The organism is Plantactinospora sp. CA-294935 (assembly GCF_050936445.1).
GTDB lineage: Bacteria > Actinomycetota > Actinomycetes > Mycobacteriales > Micromonosporaceae > Plantactinospora.
In genome coordinates this window covers 8,437,636-8,456,540 of sequence record NZ_JBNJMU010000001.1, presented here as the reverse complement: position 1 = coordinate 8,456,540, position 18,905 = coordinate 8,437,636, and the positions used below count along the sequence as shown (strand labels likewise).

Sequence of the window (18,905 nt, the reverse complement as noted above, 5' to 3'; positions counted from 1 at the left end):
CGCGCTCAACCCGCGGGCGTCGGTTGGCGTCGTACGGCCACGACGTCGACCTCGATCAGGATTCCGGCGAGCGTACTGCCGACGGTGGTGCGTACCGGATAGGGCGGCTGGAAGCGGTTGGCGTACACCTCGTTGTAGGCGGCGAAGTCGCGGTCGAGGTGTTGCAGGTGCACGGTGGCCTTCACGACGTCCCGAAGGCCCAGCCCGACCGTGCGCAGCGCGCCCTCGACGTTGTCGAGCACCTGCGCGGTCTGCGCGGTGATGCCCTCCGGGACGGTGCCGGTGGCCGGGTCCTTCGGTCCGAAGCCGGCCGTCCAGACCAGGGACCCGGTGTCGACGACGTGACTGTACGGCCCGGCCGGTTCGGGCAGGTCTGGGCTGGTGTGGGCGGTCCACGTCATGTGTCGGTCTCCCTCGGTTCGGTGCTGGGGCGGTGCAGGTCGGACATGACCTCGTAGCGGTCGTGACGGTAGCGGGACCGGGAACGCTGCGCCGGGCGGCGGTTGGGGTCGTAGAAGACGTCGACGATCTCCAGCGCCGGGGCGTGCTCCGGCAGGCCGAGCAGTTGGGCGTCGCGGGACGGCGCGGGCACGGCGCGTACCCGGCGGCGGGCCGCCGCCATCACCACACCCGCCTTCGCCAGCACCTCGTGCAGCGATCCCTCCAGCTCGGCGGCCTCGAGGACGCGCTGGAACCGGGCGGGGAGGTGGGCGTCCTCCAGGCACATCGGCTCGTCGTCGGCGAATCGCAGCCGCTCCAGCCGGATGACCGGGCTGTCGACCTCGACCCCGAGGTCGAGGGCGACCTCGGGGGAGGCGGCGACCTCCTCGATCGCCACCAGACGGCTGCTCGGCCGCAGCCCCCGGGAGCGCATGTCCTCGGTGAAGGAGGTCAGGTGGGGGCCCATGGCCACGGTGGGTCGGCGGACGAACGTGCCGAGGCCGGGGACGCGTTCCACCCGCCCGTCGGTGGCCAGTGCGTCGAGGGCCTGCCGGACCGTCATCCGGCTGACCTCGAAGCGCACGGCGAGATCCTTCTCCGAGGGCAGCCGGGACCCCACCGGCAGGTTCCGGCACTGCTCGCGGAGAGCGTTCGTGATCGCGACGTGTTTCGGCGTTGACATGAAGTGAGCATCCCGTATCTCCGGCTTGCGGCCGTACCCGGCCAGGTCGGGCCCAGACCCGGCTGCTCCCTTGCTCTTGACTGGTCTAGACCGCCTCGGTATGGTCCGGAACATTATTCCAACACCGCTCGGTCCGTCTAGTCCGCAGCGTCGTCGTCAACCGCACGAAGAGTCGTGACGATCCGGAAGCTCGCGGGATACCTGAAGGCCGTGAGAGGAGTACCACCTCATGAGGTACGGGAAGTTCAAGCGGCTGACCGCTGCGGCCGTGGTTGCGGTGGCCGGCCTGTCGGTCGCCGCCTGTGGCGGCTCGAGTGGGCCGGCCGGCGACGACAAGACCCTGATCCTGTGGCACATGGAGCAGCCGCCGAACCGGGTCGCGGAGTTCCAGAAGCTGATCGACGGCTACAACGCCACCAACCCGGAATACAAGATCCAGGCGCAGGTACAGGACTGGAACCAGATCTACACGAAGATCTCGGGCGCGGTGCAGTCCAAGACGCAGCCCGACATCCTCTTCACCATCCCCGACTTCACCACCTACGTCCGCCCGCTCGGCGCGGTCCGGCCGGTGACCTCGCTGGTGGAGGAGCTCGACAAGGCGCACACCTTCGGCGAGGCGGCCAAGGCGCCGTACCGCGACGACGACCAGTACTGGGCCGTCCCGCTCTACGGCATGGTGCAGATGCTCTGGTACCGCAAGGACCTGCTGGCCAAGGCCGGCATCAACGAACCGCCGAAGACCACCGGCGAACTGCTGGCGGACGCCCAGAAGCTCACCGCCGGCAACCAGAAGGGGATCGCGCTGCCGGCCGGCAAGAACCTCGCCACCGACCAGGTGCTCTACAGCCTGATGCTGACCAGCGGGGCCGGGAACTTCTTCACCCCCACCGGTGAGGTCAACTTCAACACCCCGGAGACCGTCCGGGCCCTCACCCTCTACCGGGACCTGCTCAAGCAGTCGCCGTCGGACAGCGGCAACTACTCCTGGGGCGAGCCGCAGGCGGCGTTCAACAGCGGCGCGGCGGCGATGGCGATCGAGAAGGGGCAGTACCTGGCCCCGTTCGAGCAGGAGTCCGGCCGCCCCGCGAGCGACCTGGGCTGCGCCCCGATCCCGGTGGCGGACTCCGGCGGCAAGCCGGGCAGCATCTACTACTCCAACGCCGCGATGGTGATGTCCAACGACGACGCCAAGGCCGCCGGTGCCGAGGCCTTCCTGAAGTACGTCCTCCAACCGGAGAACTACGGCACCCTGCTCAACGCCGAGCCGGGCCTGTTCCTGCCGTTGACCGCCGACGGCGCCACCGCCGAGTCCTGGACCAGCAACGAGGTCATCCAGAAGTACCGGGGCTGCGTCGACGCCATGCTCGAACAGTCGAAGACGGGCGCCCTGTTCGGCTTCGTCGACGGCCAGTACGTCGACTCCGTAGGCAAGATCTCCGGGCAGAACGTGCTGGCCCAGGTCGTGCAGCGGATCTACAGCGGCGGCGAGTCGCCGGAGGCGGCGGTCAAGTGGGGTGACGAGCAGATGCGTGCGGCGGTCGCCAAGTGAGCAGCCGCAACGCGGTACCGGGTACCGGGGAGGCCATCCCCGGTACCCGGGCCGCCGGGCAGCCGGCGACGGCCAGCCGCCGTCGCCGGCCCTGGCACACCCACCTGCTCGGGTACGGCCTCGTCGCGCCACTGGTGCTCGTGATGCTCGGCGTGATCGGCTACCCGCTGCTGAACACCGTGCTGCTCAGCCTCCAGGACCAGGGGGTCGTCGGCAGCAGCTCGAACTACGTCGGCCTCGACAACTACACCGAGGCGTTCGTCGACGGCGCGTTCTGGGCCTCCCTCGGGCGGTCCGCGATCTGGCTGGCCGGCAACCTCGTGGTGCAGACGATCATCGCCTTCGGCACCGCGCTGCTGATCGGCCGCTCCGGGCGCTGGGCCCGGGCCTCCCGGACCTGGGTGCTCATCCCCTGGGTGATCCCCACCGTCGCGGTCGCGGTCATCTGGCAGTGGCTCAGCAACAGCAACTACGGCATCGTGCCGAAACTCGGTGCCGCGGTCGGCATCGACGGGCTGGGCAGCCCGTTCGGCGACAGCGCCCTGGCGATGCCGGCACTGATCCTGATGAACAGCTGGCACTGGTTCCCGCTCGGCGCGGTCGTCATCTTCGGCGCACTGCGGACGATCCCCGCCGAGATCTACGAGGCCGCCCGGGTGGACGGCGCCGACGCCTGGCGGATCTTCTGGCGGATCACGTTCCCACTGCTTCAGCCGGTGCTCTTCGCGCTCGGGCTGGTCGGGTCGCTCTGGTCGGTCAACATCGTCGACTCGATCTACCTGGTCACCAAGGGCGGACCGGCCGACGTGACGACGACGGCCCCGATCTTCATCTACAACAAGGCGTTCAACCAGTTCCAGGCGAGCGATGCCGCCGCCGTCAGCGTGATCACGATCATCCTGCTGGCCGCCGTCGCCTTCTTCTACATCCGCGTCGCGAAGCCGAAGGAGGACTCATGACATCCCCGCTGTCCGTGACGGGCCGGCTGCCCTGGGCACGGCTGCCGCGCCTCGTCACCTGGGTCCTGCTCACCGCCATCGTGCTCGGCCCGCTCTACTGGATCACGATCTCGGCGTTCAAGGACCGCGAGGAGATCCTGCGTACGACGCCGACGCTGATCCCGACCGATCCGACCCTGGACAACTTCCGGCAGCTCTTCACCGCGACGGACTATCCGAGCTACCTCACCAACAGCTTCGTGATCGCGTTGTCCACCGCGTTCTTCACCGTGCTGGTGTCGTTCGCGGCGGCGTACGGGCTCTACCGGCTGCGCATTCCGGGCGGCAACAAGCTGGCCGGGATGATCCTGGTGGCGTACATGATTCCCGGGACCCTGCTGCTGGTGCCGCTCTACCAGGCGTTCGCGGCGGTGCAGCTGATCGACACCAGGAACGCGCTGGTGATCGTGAACGTCGCGTTCACCGCGCCGTTCTGCACCTGGCTGCTGCGCGGCTTCTTCTTCGCGATCCCCCGGGACATCGACGAGGCCGCCGCCGTCGACGGGGCCGGTCCGGTCCGGATGATGCTGCGGATCGTCCTTCCGCTGCTCGCACCGGGCATCTCCACGGTCGCCGTCTACGCCTTCGTCTTCTCCTGGACCGAATTCGTGTTCGCCTCGCAGCTCATCGTCAGCGACCAGCTCAAGACCCTGCCGATCGGGCTGAGCGCGATCATGGGCCAGTACACCGTGAACTGGGGGCTGTTGATGGCCGGCACGCTCTGCACGGTCATCCCGGCCATCGTCCCGTTCCTCTTCGCCGGCCGCTACTTCGTCGGCGGGCTGACGGCGGGAGCGGTCAAGTGAGTGGGCCGGCGCCCGCGCGGCGCGCGGCCTGGTCGCCGTCGGACGTGACCGCCACCGGGTACGCGGCACGCGTGCAGGAGGTCCTCGGCCGCGCCCTGACCGAGGAACTGCCGGCGGTGCGCCGGGCCGCGGAGCTGGTCGCCCGGTCGTGGGCCGCGAAGGGCCTCTTCTACGTCTTCGGCAGCGGCCATTCGCACATCTTCGGGGAGGAGGCGTTCTACCGGGCCGGCGGCGCCGTGCGGGTCTGCCCGATCCTCAAGCCGGCGCACATGCTGCACGAGGGCGCCGTCCGCAGCACCGTGCTGGAGCGGGAGCACGGCCATGCCGAGTCGGTGCTGTCGGATTACCGGCTCGACGGCGAGCGTGACGTCCTGCTGATCGCGTCCAACTCGGGCGCGAACCCGTTGCCCGTCGAGGTCGGCCAGGCCGCGAAGGCGCGCGGCCTGCCGCTGATCGCCATCACCTCCCGGCGGTACGCGTCGGCGATCGACCGGCCCGGCCCACGGCTGCACGACATCGCCGACGTGGTCGTCGACAACCACTGCCCGCCCGGCGACGCGCTCGTCGAGCTGGGCTCCGGACTGCCGTCCGCCGGGCCGTCGTCCAGTGTGGTCGGTCTCGCCCTGCTCGACGCGATCATCGTCGAAGCGCTCGGCATCCAGATCCGCCGTGGCGAGACGCCGGAGGTGTTCATGAGCGCGAACATGCCCGGCGCGGCCGAGCACAACCGCGAGGCGGCGCGCCGGATGTCCGACCTCGTCCCGCACCTGTAGCCCGTCGGGCACCCGTAGCTCGTCGCACACCTGGAGAAGGGAGACCAACGGTGAAGATCAGTTTTGAGGTCTGGCCGAACATGCCCTGGGGCCGGCTGGAGGCCGCCGGACCGGCCTGGAACTCCTGGGGGAACAAACCGGCGACCTGGTGCGTGGAGCAGACCGCGAAGTACGGCTACGACGGCGTCGACTTCATCTTCGCGAAGCTGCTGGAGGTGCCGAAGGTCGAGTACGACCAGCAGCTCCTGGACGTGCGCGCCACGGCGGAGCGGGTCGGCATCGACATCGGCTACCTCGGCCACCACACCACCTTCGTCAGCCCCCGGGAGTTCGACCGGGAGCGCGGCATCGAGTCGTTCAAGAAGGCCCTGGACGCGGCGGCCGTACTCGGCGCGAAGTCGGTCTGCACCCTGATCGGTGACGGCTACTACGACCCGCCGCTGAACGTGCTGCTCAGCCGCAAGGACGCCTGGCGGCAGTGCCGGGAGGCGATCACCGAGGTGGCCGCGCACGCCTCGAAGCTCGGGCTCAACGTCAGCATCGAGCTGTTGCAGGGCACCATTCTCAACCGGGTCGAGCTGATCGAGCGGATGTTCGACGAGGTCGGCGCGAGCAACCTGCGGATGACGATGGACACCGGCGCGTTCTACGTCGCGGTGAAGCCGTTCATGAACGTCAAGCAGGCGATCAAGCGACTCGGCCCGTACATCGACATCGTGCAGATCAAGGACGAGGTGGGGCTGCCGACGATCGTGCACTGCAACCACATCTGGTTCGGCGGCGGGCTGGTGGACTTCCGGGAGACGTACGAGGCGCTCGCGGAGATCAACTTCGACGGGTACGTCAGCGTCGAGTGGGAGGGCTGGCAGGTCGGCGGCAACATCGGGGTCGGCGAGCCGGCCGGGGTGGGCCTCGCCGACTTCGACCGGGTCGCCGAGGAGTCCCTGGAATACCTGATGGAGTTCGGCTTCGTCCCCCGGCGCAGCCGTTGACCGCCGCACCACAGCCGTTGACCGCCGCCGGGTCGGGCAACTCCCTGCTGGTCGGGGTCGACCTGGGTACCACCGGGGTGAAGGTGCTGGTGGTCGACGCCGGAACCGGCGCCACCGTGGCCCGGACCTACCGCGACTACCCGTCCGACACCAGCCGGCCGGGGCGGTACGAGCAGGACCCGGCCGACTGGTGGCGCGCGGCGGCCGGCGCGGTGCGGGAGGCACTCGCCGGGCTCGACCCCGCGGCGGTGGCCGGGGTCGGGCTGAGCGGCCACATGCACGCGGTGGCGCTCTTCGACGACCGGGACCGGCCGGTACGCCCGGCGATGACCTGGGCGGACCGGCGGGCCGTCGCCGAGGTGCGGGAACTGCGCGAGCACGGCGACCTGTTCGGCGAGCTGACCGGCAACCCGGTGGTGGAGGCGTTCAGCGCACCCAAGCTCGCCTGGCTGGTCCGGCACGAACCCGAGGCGGTACGCCGGGCCGTCCGGATGGTCCAGCCGAAGGACGTGCTGCGGCACCACCTCACCGGCGACTGGGGCAGCGACCCCACCGACGCGGCCGGCACCCTGCTCTACGACGTCGGCCGGCGGCGGTGGGAGCCGCGACTCTGGGCCCGCTGCGGAGCCGACGAGCGGCTGGCGCCCCGGGTGCAGGGCTCGGCGGAGATCGTCGGGACGGTCCTACCCGAGGCGGCCGAGGCGACCGGGCTGCGCGCCGGTACCCCGGTGGTGGCCGGCGGCGGCGACGTCTCCTGCGCGGCACTCGGGGCCGGGGCGGTCGCCGACGGCCGGGTCTACGTCAACGTCGGCACCGCCGCCCAGATCGTCACCCCGGTGCCCGAGCCTCGGGCCGGCGTCGACCGGTTCGTCTTCGCCCGGGCCGGCGAGGACGGCTTCCTCGGCATGGTCTCCTCGTACGCGGCCGGGCTGGCGATCCGCTGGGCCGAGCGGAACCTGCTCGCCAGCGGTACCCCGCAGGTGCCGGACGGCACGGCGGACCGGCTGGCCCGGGGGAGCGCCCCCGGCGCCGGTGGACTGACCTTCCTGCCGTACCTGCTCGGCGCCAGCGCCCCGATCCACGATCCGGCGGTCCGGGCCGCGCTGCTCGGCGCCGCGCCGGAACACGGTCCCGCCGACGTCGCCCGCGCCGTCCTCGAAGGAGTCGCCTACGCCTGCGCGGCGGCGGTGGAGCAACTCCTCGACGGCGCGGGCGCCGCGACCGAGATCCGGGTCGGTGGCGGGGTGACCCGCTCGGCGGTGTGGTGCGAGGCGTTCGCCGCCGTGTGCGACGCGCCCGTGCGACGGCTGCGCCAGGACGCCTCGCCGCGCGGCGCCGTCGCGCTGGCCGGGATCGGTGCCGGAGTCTGGCCGGACGTCGCCGCCGCCGGCGCGGCGCTGGACGACAGCGAGCCGCTGGTCGCCCCGGACGAGCACCGGGCCGGCTACCGGCGGGCCCGCCGGCGCTACACCGCCGGCGCGGTGGCCGTCGCCGAACTGCACCGCGATCCGGCCCTCTCCGCAGGCGGTGCGGAATGAACCTCTCTGGACCTGAACCGCGCGGCGCTCACGCACCGCGTCCGACCCTGCGGTCCGGCGGACCGCAGGGCGAGGTGGAGAAGGTTTCGACGATCGGGCGGATCGACCCGGACGCGGTGCTGGCGGAGGCCGCCCGGCTGATCGCGATCGAGGGCCACCAGGACCATCCCCGGCAGGAGCGCGCGGTCGCCGACTACCTCGCCGACCGGTTGCGCGGCTGCGGGGCCGAGGTCGAGACCCAGCCGGTGGAGGGCGACCGGGCCAACGTGATCGCCCGGGTACCCGGCACCCGGCCCGGCCCGACGCTGATGCTCAACGCGCACCTGGACACCGTGCCGCCCTACGGCATGCCGGACGCGCTGCTGCCCCGGGTCTCCGACGGGCGGCTGTGGGGCCGGGGCGCCGTCGACATGAAGGGCGCCCTGGCGGCGATGATCGCCGTTGTCGAACTGCTCGCCGCGCCGGACGTCACCTTCGACGGCGAGCTGCTGCTGACCGCCGTCGCCGGGGAGGAGAACGGCAGCCCCGGGATGCGGGCGCTGGTCGGGGCCGGCGTCCGCGCCGACTTCGCGATCGTGGGCGAGCCGACGATGCTGCGCGTCGGGCGGGCGCACAAGGGCGCGATGTGGGCGCAGGCGACGTTCCGGGGCGTCGCGACGCACGGCAGCGTCCCGCAGGACGGGGTCAACGCCGTCTACCACGCGGCCCGGTTCATCAACGCGGTCGAGCGGGACCTGGTACCCGCGCTCGACCGGCGCCGCCATCCACTGCTCGGCCCGGCGACCGTCAACGTCGGGGTGGTGGCCGGCGGTGACCGGCCGCCGATGGTCCCGGCGTCCTGCGTCGTCCAGCTCGACCGGCGGTGGCTGCCGTCGGAACGGCACGACGAGGTACTCGCCGAGCTGCGCGCGGTCGTGGCGGAGTTGAGTCGGGCGGACTCCCGGGTGGACGCCACGGTCGAGGAGATGGCCGGTACGGCGACCTTCGTGCACGCCCCGCTCGACTGCCCGGCCGACGACCCGTACCTGCGGATGCTCTGCGCCGTCGCCGCGGACCCGGAGCCCGTCGGGTTGCAGTTCTGGACGGACGCCGCCCTGCTCGCCGCCACCGGCACCCCGGCGGCGGTCTGCGGACCGGGCGACATCGCCCAGGCACACTCCCTGGCCGAGTGGGTTCTCGTCGACCAGTTGCGCGGTGCCGCCGAGGTCTATCGTGCTATGGCACAGCGGATGCTGTCGGTGCGCCGGCTGGACGCCGAGGCCGAGATGAGGGCATGAAGATGGCCAACAACGAACGGAAGCCCGACGGCCTGCGGGCGGTCGAGCGGACCGTCGCGGTGCTCCGGGCGCTCGCGGAGAGCCCACCGGGTGCCTCGCTGACCGAACTCGTCAAGGCGACGGAGATCCCGGCGACCACCCTGCACCGGATGCTCGGCGTACTGCGCGGCACCGCGCTGGTCCGCGAGACGGCGGACGGCCGGTACGCGCTGGCCGCCGGCACGATGACGCTGGCCCGCTCCTATCTCGACGGACTCGACCTGCGCCAGGAGGCGCTGGGGGTGATGCGACCACTCTCCGCCCGGACCGGCGAGACCTGCCACCTCGGCGTGCTCGCCCTGGTGCACGTCGTCTACATCGAGAAGGTCGACAGTCCGTCCCCGGTGCGGATGTACAGCCGCGTCGGCCAGACCAACCCGGCGCTGACCACCGCGATCGGTCGGGCCATCCTCGCCCACTCACCGGCGCACGTCCTCGACGAGGTGATCGAGGCGCACGGGCGGCTCTCCGGCGAGCCCGTGGTCCGCGCCGACATCGACGCGCTGCTGGCCGGCGTACGGGCCGACGGTTACGCCCGCGACCTGCAGGAGAGTGAACTCGGCATCTGCTGCGTCGCGGCCCCGGTCTTCGACCACACCGGCCACGTCGTCGCCGGGCTGGGCATCTCGGCCCCGGCCACCCGGTTCGACGCCGGGGCCGCCGGCCGGCTCGGTCCGCAGGTCCGGGCCGCCGCCGCGGACCTCTCCGGCCGGCTCGGCTGGAGCGGTCCGCCCACCCGTGCCGTCACCGCCCCGCAGGCCGGTTCGTCCGCTCGTGACGGTGCCGCCCCGCAGGCCGGTTCGGGCGGCCGGACGCCGGAGCCGCGATCCCTGCCGGCCGCGGCGCGCTCGATACCGACGGCGACGCGATGAGGGACTTCACCGTCGCGTGTGTCCGGTGCCGGCAGCGCACGGACTTCCCCGCCTACCGCTGCCCGAGCTGCGGTTCACCGCTGGTGCTCGACCTGACCCCGGTCTCCGCCGAGGACTGCCGGCGCACCTGCGGAACCGGACTGTGGCGGTACGCCGGGATGCTGCCCCGGACCGGGCACGCCGTCACCCTCGGCGAGGGCGCGACACCACTGCTGCCGCTGCGCCGTGGCGGGGTCGACGCACACGTCAAGCTGGAGTCGCTGAATCCGTCGCTCTCCTTCAAGGACCGGGCGATGGCGCTGGCCGCGTCCGCCGCCCTCGACCGGGGACTGGACGGTCTCGTCCTCGCCTCGACCGGCAACGCCGCCGTGTCGGCCGCCAGCTACGCCGCGGCGGCCGGGCTGCGCTGCCGCATCTTCTGCGCCACCGGCTCGAACGCGGGGGCGAAGCTGGCGACCGCCCGGGCGCACGGTGCCGAGGTGGAACTGGTCGACGGCCACTACAGCGACGCGTACGCCGCCGCGACCCGCGCCGAGGGGGAGGACTGGCTCAACGTCACCACCACGTACCGGAACCCGCTGCTGACCGAGGCGTACCGGCCGATCGCGGCCGAACTCGTCGAGGATCTCGGCGCCGTACCGGACGTGCTGGTCGTACCGGTCGGCGCGGGTCCGCTGCTGCGCGGCATCTGGCTCGGCTTCACCGATCTGCGGGACGCGGGCCTGACCGGTACCCTGCCCCGGATGGTCGGGGTGCAGGCTCAGGCGTGCGCTCCGCTGGCCCGCGCCTGGGACGCGGCGGACTGGGAGTCGTCGCTGCGCGAGCCCGTCGTGGTCGCCCCGACCGCCGCGACCGCCATCGCCGACGCGCTGCGCGGCTACGAGGACGAGGGCCTGCTGACCCTGGCCGCCGCGCGGGACAGCGGCGGCGCGATCGTCGCCGTCGACGAGCCGGCCATCGCCTCGGCAGCCCGTGACCTGGCCCGGCACGGGCTGTTCGTGGAGCCGGCCGCGGCCGCCGCCGTGGCGGCCCTGCACACCTCCGCCGTGCCTGCGGGATCGCGCGCCGTCGCCGTGCTCACCGGCCACGGTGCCAAGGAACCCTCCACCCTCGCCGACGACGCCGGCCACGGCGCCGAAGAACCCTTCACTCCCGCCGGGCCCGCCGGCCGGGGTGCGCAGGCACCCTCGGCTCCTACGGTGCCCACCGGCCGGAGTGCCAAAGACCCGTCCATCCCCGGGAGGTAATCGTCATGGCCGGACCGACCGTGGTCATCGCCGGAGTGGGGCGGTTCGGGGCCCTGCACGCCCGCGTCTGGGCCGAGGCAGGAGCCCGGATCGTCGGCCTGGTGGACCCGGACACCGCCCGGCTCGCCGAGGTGGCCCGGGCGCACGGCGTCGAGGCGACCGACACCGACCTCACCCCGCTGCTCGACCGGATCCGCCCGGAGGTCGTGGTGATCGCCTCCGACGAGGCCTCACACGTCGGGCTGGCCGTGACCGCCCTGGCGGCGGGCAGCCACGTCTTCGTCGAGAAGCCGCTGGCCCTGTCGGCCGCCGACGCGTGGCGGATCGCCGACACCGCCGCGGCCCACCAGCGGCAGGTCGTGGTGGGGCACATCTCCCGGTTCACCGCACCGATGTCCCGGATGCGGGCCGGCATCGAACGGGGCGCCGTCGGCACACCGTGCGCGCTGCGGCTGCGCCGGGACTTCAGCCGCGCCTGGTTCCTCAGTTTCGGCGACCGGGTGCATCCGGTCTGGGAGTCCTGCATCCACGACATCGACCTGGCGATCTCGTTCGCCCGCACCCCGGTACGCCGGGTCGTGGCGATGCGCAGCGGCGCCGCCGGTGACGCGGCACCCAGTGTGGTCAGCGCCCTCCTCGAGTTCGACAACGGGGTGATCGCGACTGTCGAGTCCGCCTGGCTCGTGCCGGCGACCGCGCCCGGCACCCTGGACGACGGTCCGTTGACCCTGGACGGGGCCATCGTGGGCGAGGTCGAGGTGTTGGGCCTGGACGGGATCCTCAAGCAGCGACTGGTCAGCGACGCGCTGGTGGAGTGGACCCGGGCCGGGGTCCAGGTTCCCGACCTGTCGCTGTGGCCGGAGGAGGACGGTGTGGTCGGCGGGGCGTTGCGCCGCGAGGTGGGGTACGCCATCGCGGTGTTCACCGGCCGGCGCGAGCCGGACGTCATGCCGGTCGAGGAGGCGTGCTGGGGCGTCGCGGCGGCCGAAGCCGTCGTCGAGTCGCTGCGTACCGGCGCCCCGGTGGAGCCTAGGCGGCGCTGACCCGGGTGCGGGCGGCCCGCCAGTAGCCGCAGAACATGATGTTCTCCCTCGGCACACCGGTGCTGACCCAGTGCCGGCGCAGCCCGGTGGCGAGCGCCTGTTCGCCGGCCACCCAGCCGTAGTACGGCGAGTCGGCCGCCGGCAGGTCCCGGGCCGCGGCGAGCGCCAGCGTCCCGGGTACGCCGGGCCGGTCGCCGCGGACCAGCCAGCGGACCTCGACGCCGGCCGGCGCGGAAAGGGGCTGCCGGTCCGCCTCGGCGGGTACCTCGATGACGGCGTGTCCCCGGGTGTCCGGCGGGAGCGAGGCGAGCACGCCGGCGACCGCCGGTAGGGCGCTCTCGTCGGCGACCAGGCGCACCTGGTCGACCGGCGCGGGCGGGTTGAACCCGATGCCCTCGTCCAGGATGGCCACCGAATCACCGGGGCGGCAGGTCTGCGCCCAGGTGGCGGCCGGACCCGCGCCCGGATCGCCGGCCGTACCGTGGATGACGAAGTCGACGTCGAGTTCCGGTCCGTTGCCCGGCTCGTTGCGGTAGCCGCGCACCGTGTAGTTGCGCAGCACCGGCCGGGAGGACTTGGCGATGGTGAGGAACCGCAGATACGCCAGGGTGTTGAGCCGGTCCGGCAGTTTGCCGAGCGAGTCGTCGGCGACCGGGATGAACAGCCGGAACCACTGGTCGAATCCCATCGGGCGGAACCGTCCGGCGTCCTGCTCGCCGAAGGTCACCCGCTGGAAGTGCGGCGAGATCCGCTCACTGCGCAGCACCCGCAGGTGGAGCAGCTCGGACACCTCCGGCTTGACCCTGGTCGCATTCAGGTTCGTCCTGGCCATCTTCTGCTCGCCTCCGGTCTCCGGTCCGTAGTCGGGTACTTCAGTGGTTGTCGCGGCACGCCCGGGCGCCCGGATCCGGGCGAGCGGGAGCGGTTGGCGCGGCGCACCGGGCGCGCGCCCTCAGACGGGTACCACCATCGGGGTGCCGGCGATCGGGTCGGGCACGATCATGCAGTCGAGCCCGAAGACCTTCTCGACCAGTTCGGCGCTGACCACGTCGGTCGGGGAGCCTTCGGCGACGATCGCGCCGTCCGACATCGCGATGACGTGGTCGCAGAACCGGCAGGCGAGGTTGAGGTCGTGCAGGACGACGACGATGGTCTTGCCGGACTCGGCGTTCAGCTTGCGGAGCAGGCGCAGCAGTTCGACCTGGTGGTTGATGTCCAGAAAGGTGGTGGGCTCGTCGAGCAGCAGCAGGTCGGTCTCCTGGGCCAGGGCCATGGCGACCCAGACGCGCTGGCGCTGGCCGCCGGAGAGGTCCCGGATCGGCCGGTCGATCAGGTCCGCGGTGCCGGTGGCGTCGAGCGCCCGGGTGACCGCCTCGTGGTCGCGGTCGGTCCAGCGCCGGAACCAGCCCTGGTGCGGATAGCGGCCCCGGGAGACGAGGTCGGCGACGGTGATGCCGTCGGGCGCGACCGGGGTCTGCGGGAGCAGCCCCAGCACCTTCGCCACGTCGAGGGTGCGCAGGTCGGCGACGGCCCGGCCGTCGAGGTAGACGGCGCCGCCGCGGGCCGGCAGCAGCCGGGCCAGACCGCGTAGCAGGGTGGACTTGCCGCAGGCGTTGGCGCCGACGATCGCGGTGATCCGGCCGTCCAGCACCGTGACGTCGAGGTTGGCGACGACGGTCCGGTTGTCGTAGCCGAGGGTCAGGTCCTCGGCGCGCAGTCGGGTCATCCACCCACTCCTTGCCGGTTCGTGGTGGCCAGCAGCCACAGCAGATAGGGAGCACCGACCGCGCCGGTCACCACGCCGGTGGGCAGCGGTGTCGGCAGCAGGTGCACGGCGACGAGATCGGCGGTCAGCAGCAGCGCGGCGCCGACCAGCGCGGCAGGCAGGATCCCGCCGGTGGCCGGGCCGAGCAGGCGGTTGGCGATCGGGCCGGCGACGAGGGCCACGAAGGCGATGGGGCCGGCCACCGAGACCGCCAGGGCGACCAGCACGATGGCGGTGGCGAGCAGGCCGGCCCGGCTGAGGTCGGGCCGGGTGCCGAGGGTACGGGCGGCGTCGTCGCCGAGTTCGAGGGCCCGCAGCGGTCGCTGGAGCAGTACCGCGACGGGGAGCAGGACGAGCAGGGCACCGGCGAGCAGGCGCAGTTCGTCGGTGCTGGCCTGCCCGACGGAGCCGGTCAGCCAGTGCATCGCCTGGCGGGCCTCGAAGAGCCGGGCGCGGCTGAGCACGTAGCCGATGAGACCGTCGAAGAAGACCGACGTGCCGATGCCGATCAGGATGAAGCGGTAGCCGGTGACCCCGTCGCGCCAGGCCAGCAGATACATGAGCAGGCCGGCGAGGATCGCGCCGCCGAGGGCGAGCCCGCTGACGGCGAGCCCGCCGGCCTGGAGCAGCACGATCCCGGTGACGGCGGCGAGCCCGGCCCCGGAGGTGATGCCGACGAAGTCCGGCGAGGCGAGCGGGTTGCGCAGGAGTTGCTGGAAGATCGTCCCGGAGGCGCCGAGTGCGAGCCCGACCGTCAGGGCGGAGGCGGCGGTCGGCAGCCGCAGGCCGCGCACGACGAAGTCGACGCTGGGGTTGTCGCGTAGGTGCAGTACCGAGGCGACGACCTCACCGGCGCCGAGCCGGAAGCTGCCCACCATCATGGTCAGGACGAAGAGCGCGGCCACGGCCACGGCCAGGGCGCAGGTCAGGGCGGTGGAGCGGGCCCGGCGCCGCCGCCGGTTGCCGCGCAGCGCCGAGCCTGCCCCGGTACCGGTCGGTGCGGTGGTCGGGTGGGTCGTCGTCGTGGTCATCCGCTCACACCTCCGAGAGCCGGCCGTAGCGGACGATGGTCACGAACGCGGGCGCGCCCAGCACGCCGAGCACCACCCCGACCTGGAGTTCGTCGGGGGCGGCCACGACCCGGCCGAGCACGTCGGCGAGGAGCAGCACGATCGGCGCCAGCACCATCGAGTACGGCAGGATCCACCGGTAGTCGGGACCGCAGATGAGCCGGGCCACGTGCGGTACGACCAGTCCGACGAAGACGATCGGCCCGCAGGCGGCGGTGGCGGCGCCGGCGAGTACCGCGACCACGGCGAAGGCGGCTGTGCGGGTCCGGGTGACGTGCTGGCCGAGGCCGCGGGCGGTGTCCTCGCCGAGCGCGAGGCCGTTGAGGGCGCGCCCGAAGCCGAGTGACGCGGCCAGGCCGAGCAGCAGGAACGGCGCGACCCCGGTCAGGATCGGGGTGTACCGGCCGGCGAGCGAGCCGACCTGCCAGAACCGCAGTTCGTTGAGCGCGTCCACGTTCGTCATCACCATCCCGGTGGTCACCGAGACGAGACCGGCGGTGACCGCCGCTCCGGCCAGGGCCAGCTTGACCGGCGTGGCGCCCTCCCGGCCCAGTGACGCGATCGCGTACACCAGCACGAGCGCGGCGATCGCTCCGGCGAAGGCGAACCAGATGTAGACGCCGACGCCGCGTACCCCGAGCACCGTGATGGCGAAAACGACCAGGACGGCGGCACCGGAGTTGATGCCCATGATCCCGGCGTCGGCGAGCGGGTTGCGGGTGACGCCCTGCAGGATCGCCCCGGCGACGCCGAGCGCGGCCCCGACCAGGATGCCGAGCAGGGTACGGGGGACCCGCAGTTCCAGCGTGACGGTGCTGGCGATCGACCCGTCGTCGCCCAGGTTGCCGAGGGCGCGCAGCACCTCGGAGAGCCCGATGGAGCGCGAGCCCATCGTCACGCTCAGGAATCCGACGATGACGAGAAGTACGCAGAGTGCGGCGAGCCCGGGCCAGAGAGCCGAGGCTCGCCGCCCGCCGCGCCCCGGGGCGTGCGTCGCGTAGCGGCTAGCTGCCGACATTCGGATCCGCGGCCTTGACCGCCTCGGTCAGCTTGGTGAGTTCGGTGGCGAAGTCGCCGTAGGTGTGCAGCCAGAACGCCGGCCAGGAGACGGTCGCGCCGGCCTTGGCCGCCTTGACCTTGAACCAGGTCGGCTGCTTCTTGCCCCACTCCGCGTTGGCGGTGGGGGTGAAGGAGCGGCCGTCCCACAGGATCAGGTCCGGCTGGTACTTGTCCGCGTTCTCCCAGCTCAGGTTCTCCCAGTACGGGAAGCCGGGGTCCGGGCTGCCCGGGTTGATCACCTTCAGTCCCCAGCCCTGCAGGTCGAGCAGTTCGGGCGCGTACTCGGGGTTGGCCACGTACACCTTGTCGTCGGCCGGCGACATCGCCGCGACGGTCAGCCCGGGCTTGCCGGCGGTCGCGGCCTTGAAGGCGGTGACCGCCTCCTCGAAGCGCTTCTTGTTCGCCGCGATCTCCGGCTTGTCCACGTCGGCCCCGAGGCTCTCGGCGAGATCCTCGTACCCCTCGGCCAGCGCGACGATCGACTTGCCCTGGGTGACGCCGACGACGGGGGCCAGCTCGGCGAGCTTCTTGCTCTTCTCGTCGACGCCTTCCTCCAGGCCGCTGTGCGCCTTCTCCGCCGGCCACCAGTCGCCGACGATGAGGTCCGGGCGCAGCGCGGCGGCCTTCTCGACGTCGATCTTCCCCCACTCCTCGCCGAGGATCTCGATCCCGGCCAGGTCGAGGTTGCGCAGGTTGGGGTCGGTCTTGACCGACTCGTCGGCGAAGATGCCGACCGGCTTGATGCCGAAGGACATCAGCGCGGCCGCCTCACCCGCGTGCGCGATGATCCGGCTGGGGGTCTTGTCCGCCTTCACGAGCTGGCCGGAGCCGTCGGTGAAGGACCAGGGACCGCCGGCGGCGGGGGTGTCGGCGGTGTCGGAGCCGCTGCCGCAGCCGGCGAGCACGACGCTCAACGCGGTCACGGCCAGGACCGGACGCCATGCGCGCATGGTGGTGGTTTCCGTTCTCTCGGGATCGACCGAGCCTCGGCGGCTCAGCGGTTAGGTTAGGCTAAGCACAGCAGTGCCTCTTGGCTAGCCGGCATGATCGGACTCACCCGAAGGTCCAGGTCCCGGCGGGCTGCTCGGACGAGGCGCCGGGGCGCCGTCGAATGGTGCGGCCGGTCGCGAACTCCGCTATCCACGGCCGCCCCGGGTACCCGGTTGTGATCTACGTCGGCTTGACTTGATCAAAGGTTTGGTGCGCGACGTCGTCGGGTACGGCCGGCATCCCTACCGTGGCCGGTGGCGTGCCGGCGACCCGGACGGGCCGCGTGCGATCGGCTTCGCGATGGATGTCACCGGGGTGGCCGGTCCGACCCCTGGAACACCGCCAAGGCCCTGACCTGGCTCTCCGGCTCGACCTACGGGCGTACGGCGGCTCAGGTGGTGCCGGTGGCCATCGCCCTGCTGCTGCTCACCCCGGTCGTGGCCCTGGCCCGGCGCGACCTGGACCTGTTGTCGCTCGACGACGACACGCCCCGCGTGCTCGGCGTACGCCTCGGACGGACCCGGCTGGTCGCGCTGGCCGGCGCGGCGCTGCTGACCTCCACCGCGGTCTCCGCCATCGGTGTGATCGGCTTCGTCGGCCTGGTCGCCCCGCACATCGCACGGGCGCTCGTCGGTGGCCGGCACGCCCGGATGTTGCCGGTCGCCGCGCTGGTCGGGGCGATCCTGGTCAGCCTGGCCGACACGCTCGGTCGGACGCCTATCGCACCCGCACAGATCCCGGCCGGTCTGGTCACCGCCATGGTCGGTGACGAGCGTCCCGGCTGGTGGGCACCGGCCGGACCGGCGCCCACACGTCCGCCGATGAGGGTCGTCAGTTGCGGGTACGGCCGAGGTAGATGTTGCGGGCGCGGTAGAGGGTCTCGGCGGTCGGCCCGGGTGAGCCGGAGGAGCCTTCCATCTGGAGGTTGATGATCAGCCACATCGGTTTGCCGACGAAGTTGGAGCCGCGGTGCTGGCCTTTCCACTGGCCGTCGAGGTAGTAGTGGATGTCGACGTCGGTCGTGTTGACCTTGGTGATCCAGACCCGGTATTCGTGCCACGCGGCCGGGTTCGACACGGCGACGATGGTGTTGTCCCATGCTCCGTCGTACGTGTTGAACCAGTTGCGGGCGTCGCCCTTGTATTCCAGGATGTCGCTCTCCGGTGGCCAACTGTTGGCTCCGGTGAGCCAGAACGCCGGCCAGGTGCCGCGGGTCGACGGTGCCTGGAATTCGCCTCTGACCTCGTAGTTCGGGAACTGGTCGTTGACGAGTACCTGGTCCTTGGCGTGGATGGCGCCGGAGTGGTAGCGGATCGGCAGGTGTGGGTCGGCTGAGCTGGTTCCTTCGTCCCAGGTGATACGGGTGGCCTTGATGTTGAGTTGTCCGCTGGGGGAGAGGTAGACGTGGTTGTTGTCGGTGGCGCTGGCGTACATGCGGGCGCTGCCGTTGTGGTCGGAGCCCCAGGGGTAGCGGAAGTTCCACTCGGCGATGAGCGCGTCGCGGTCGGCGAACGATGATCCGTCGATGAGTGTCTCCCATGCGGCCGCCCGGGCGGGCGCCTGGGCGAGCACCATGGTGCCGGCGAGCAGGACGGTGAGGGCGAGGCTGCCGCGGACGGTCCGGATCATTGCCACCACCTCCGCGTTCCCGGGCCGGTACGCCACAGTGAACCTTTTTCAACCTCCCCCTGCGGTCCGGTGGACCGCGAGGTCGAACGCGGGGCGCGAGCGCCGCGCGGTTCAGGTTGAAAAAGGTTCAGT

Annotated in this window: 19 protein-coding genes; 11 read left to right on the top strand and 8 right to left on the bottom strand. The window is 72.0% G+C overall.

Features of this window, described 5'->3' with window-relative positions:
* Positions 1 to 5: 5 nt before the first annotated feature.
* Together ACQEVC_RS37100 and ACQEVC_RS37095 are read right to left on the bottom strand one after the other, a co-directional pair.
* A complete protein-coding gene (locus ACQEVC_RS37100) occupies positions 6 to 401 on the bottom strand; it encodes a RidA family protein (RefSeq protein ID WP_432887624.1) in 396 nt (131 codons plus the stop codon).
* Positions 398 to 1,123: a GntR family transcriptional regulator gene (locus ACQEVC_RS37095; RefSeq protein ID WP_432887621.1), complete on the bottom strand. Its 726-nt coding sequence runs from the start codon at positions 1,121 to 1,123 to the stop codon at positions 398 to 400. The genes ACQEVC_RS37100 and ACQEVC_RS37095 overlap by 4 nt, the downstream gene beginning before the upstream one ends.
* A 229-nt stretch (positions 1,124 to 1,352) precedes the next feature.
* Between ACQEVC_RS37095 and ACQEVC_RS37090 the strand changes: the two genes are divergently transcribed.
* From ACQEVC_RS37090 to ACQEVC_RS37045, 10 genes are all read left to right on the top strand, one after another.
* A complete protein-coding gene (locus ACQEVC_RS37090) occupies positions 1,353 to 2,675 on the top strand; it encodes an ABC transporter substrate-binding protein (RefSeq protein WP_432887618.1) in 1,323 nt (440 codons plus the stop codon).
* Positions 2,672 to 3,634 carry a carbohydrate ABC transporter permease gene (locus ACQEVC_RS37085; RefSeq protein WP_432887615.1) on the top strand — a complete coding sequence of 321 codons (963 nt, stop codon included), beginning with the start codon at positions 2,672 to 2,674 and terminating at the stop codon, positions 3,632 to 3,634. The genes ACQEVC_RS37090 and ACQEVC_RS37085 overlap by 4 nt, the downstream gene beginning before the upstream one ends.
* Positions 3,631 to 4,479: a carbohydrate ABC transporter permease gene (locus ACQEVC_RS37080; RefSeq protein ID WP_432887612.1), complete on the top strand. Its 849-nt coding sequence runs from the start codon at positions 3,631 to 3,633 to the stop codon at positions 4,477 to 4,479. Before ACQEVC_RS37085 ends, ACQEVC_RS37080 begins: the two co-directional genes overlap by 4 nt.
* Positions 4,476 to 5,252 (top strand): SIS domain-containing protein, encoded by a 777-nt coding sequence (locus ACQEVC_RS37075; RefSeq protein ID WP_432887610.1) that lies wholly within the window; start codon positions 4,476 to 4,478, stop codon positions 5,250 to 5,252. The genes ACQEVC_RS37080 and ACQEVC_RS37075 overlap by 4 nt, the downstream gene beginning before the upstream one ends.
* Before the next feature lie 50 nt (positions 5,253 to 5,302).
* Positions 5,303 to 6,244, top strand: a complete 942-nt coding sequence (locus ACQEVC_RS37070; RefSeq protein WP_432887607.1) for a sugar phosphate isomerase/epimerase family protein — start codon at positions 5,303 to 5,305, stop codon at positions 6,242 to 6,244.
* Positions 6,241 to 7,782, top strand: a complete 1,542-nt coding sequence (locus ACQEVC_RS37065) for a xylulokinase (protein WP_432887605.1) — start codon at positions 6,241 to 6,243, stop codon at positions 7,780 to 7,782. Before ACQEVC_RS37070 ends, ACQEVC_RS37065 begins: the two co-directional genes overlap by 4 nt.
* 74 nt (positions 7,783 to 7,856) lie before the next feature.
* On the top strand, positions 7,857 to 9,059 hold the full coding sequence (locus ACQEVC_RS37060; protein ID WP_432887603.1) for a M20 family metallopeptidase: 1,203 nt from the start codon (positions 7,857 to 7,859) through the stop codon (positions 9,057 to 9,059).
* Entirely contained in the window at positions 9,056 to 9,970 is a 915-nt protein-coding gene (locus ACQEVC_RS37055) for an IclR family transcriptional regulator (RefSeq protein ID WP_432887600.1), read from the top strand. The genes ACQEVC_RS37060 and ACQEVC_RS37055 overlap by 4 nt, the downstream gene beginning before the upstream one ends.
* Complete coding sequence (locus ACQEVC_RS37050; RefSeq protein WP_432887597.1) at positions 9,967 to 11,217, top strand: pyridoxal-phosphate dependent enzyme; 1,251 nt, start codon at positions 9,967 to 9,969, stop codon at positions 11,215 to 11,217. Before ACQEVC_RS37055 ends, ACQEVC_RS37050 begins: the two co-directional genes overlap by 4 nt.
* Before the next feature lie 5 nt (positions 11,218 to 11,222).
* Complete coding sequence (locus ACQEVC_RS37045) at positions 11,223 to 12,260, top strand: Gfo/Idh/MocA family protein (RefSeq protein ID WP_432887594.1); 1,038 nt, start codon at positions 11,223 to 11,225, stop codon at positions 12,258 to 12,260.
* Here the strand turns inward: ACQEVC_RS37045 and ACQEVC_RS37040 are convergent.
* The 5 genes from ACQEVC_RS37040 to ACQEVC_RS37020 form a co-directional block, all read right to left on the bottom strand.
* On the bottom strand, positions 12,247 to 13,092 hold the full coding sequence (locus ACQEVC_RS37040) for a siderophore-interacting protein (RefSeq protein WP_432887590.1): 846 nt from the start codon (positions 13,090 to 13,092) through the stop codon (positions 12,247 to 12,249). The genes ACQEVC_RS37045 and ACQEVC_RS37040 overlap by 14 nt on opposite strands.
* Before the next feature lie 120 nt (positions 13,093 to 13,212).
* The gene (locus ACQEVC_RS37035; RefSeq protein ID WP_432887587.1) at positions 13,213 to 13,986 is read right to left on the bottom strand and encodes an ABC transporter ATP-binding protein; all 774 of its coding nucleotides are present in this window, start codon (positions 13,984 to 13,986) and stop codon (positions 13,213 to 13,215) included.
* Positions 13,983 to 15,056, bottom strand: coding sequence for a FecCD family ABC transporter permease (locus ACQEVC_RS37030; protein WP_432887584.1), 1,074 nt, complete (start codon positions 15,054 to 15,056; stop codon positions 13,983 to 13,985). Before ACQEVC_RS37030 ends, ACQEVC_RS37035 begins: the two co-directional genes overlap by 4 nt.
* 4 nt (positions 15,057 to 15,060) lie before the next feature.
* Positions 15,061 to 16,113 carry a FecCD family ABC transporter permease gene (locus ACQEVC_RS37025; protein ID WP_432887581.1) on the bottom strand — a complete coding sequence of 351 codons (1,053 nt, stop codon included), beginning with the start codon at positions 16,111 to 16,113 and terminating at the stop codon, positions 15,061 to 15,063.
* Complete coding sequence (locus tag ACQEVC_RS37020; RefSeq protein ID WP_432887578.1) at positions 16,100 to 17,104, bottom strand: ABC transporter substrate-binding protein; 1,005 nt, start codon at positions 17,102 to 17,104, stop codon at positions 16,100 to 16,102. The genes ACQEVC_RS37025 and ACQEVC_RS37020 overlap by 14 nt, the downstream gene beginning before the upstream one ends.
* 294 nt (positions 17,105 to 17,398) lie before the next feature.
* Between ACQEVC_RS37020 and ACQEVC_RS37015 the strand changes: the two genes are divergently transcribed.
* Positions 17,399 to 18,073, top strand: coding sequence for an iron chelate uptake ABC transporter family permease subunit (locus ACQEVC_RS37015; RefSeq protein ID WP_432887576.1), 675 nt, complete (start codon positions 17,399 to 17,401; stop codon positions 18,071 to 18,073).
* Here the strand turns inward: ACQEVC_RS37015 and ACQEVC_RS37010 are convergent.
* A complete protein-coding gene (locus ACQEVC_RS37010) occupies positions 17,976 to 18,773 on the bottom strand; it encodes a hypothetical protein (RefSeq protein WP_432887573.1) in 798 nt (265 codons plus the stop codon). The two genes, ACQEVC_RS37015 and ACQEVC_RS37010, sit on opposite strands and share 98 nt — an antisense overlap.
* Positions 18,774 to 18,905 lie beyond the last annotated feature (132 nt).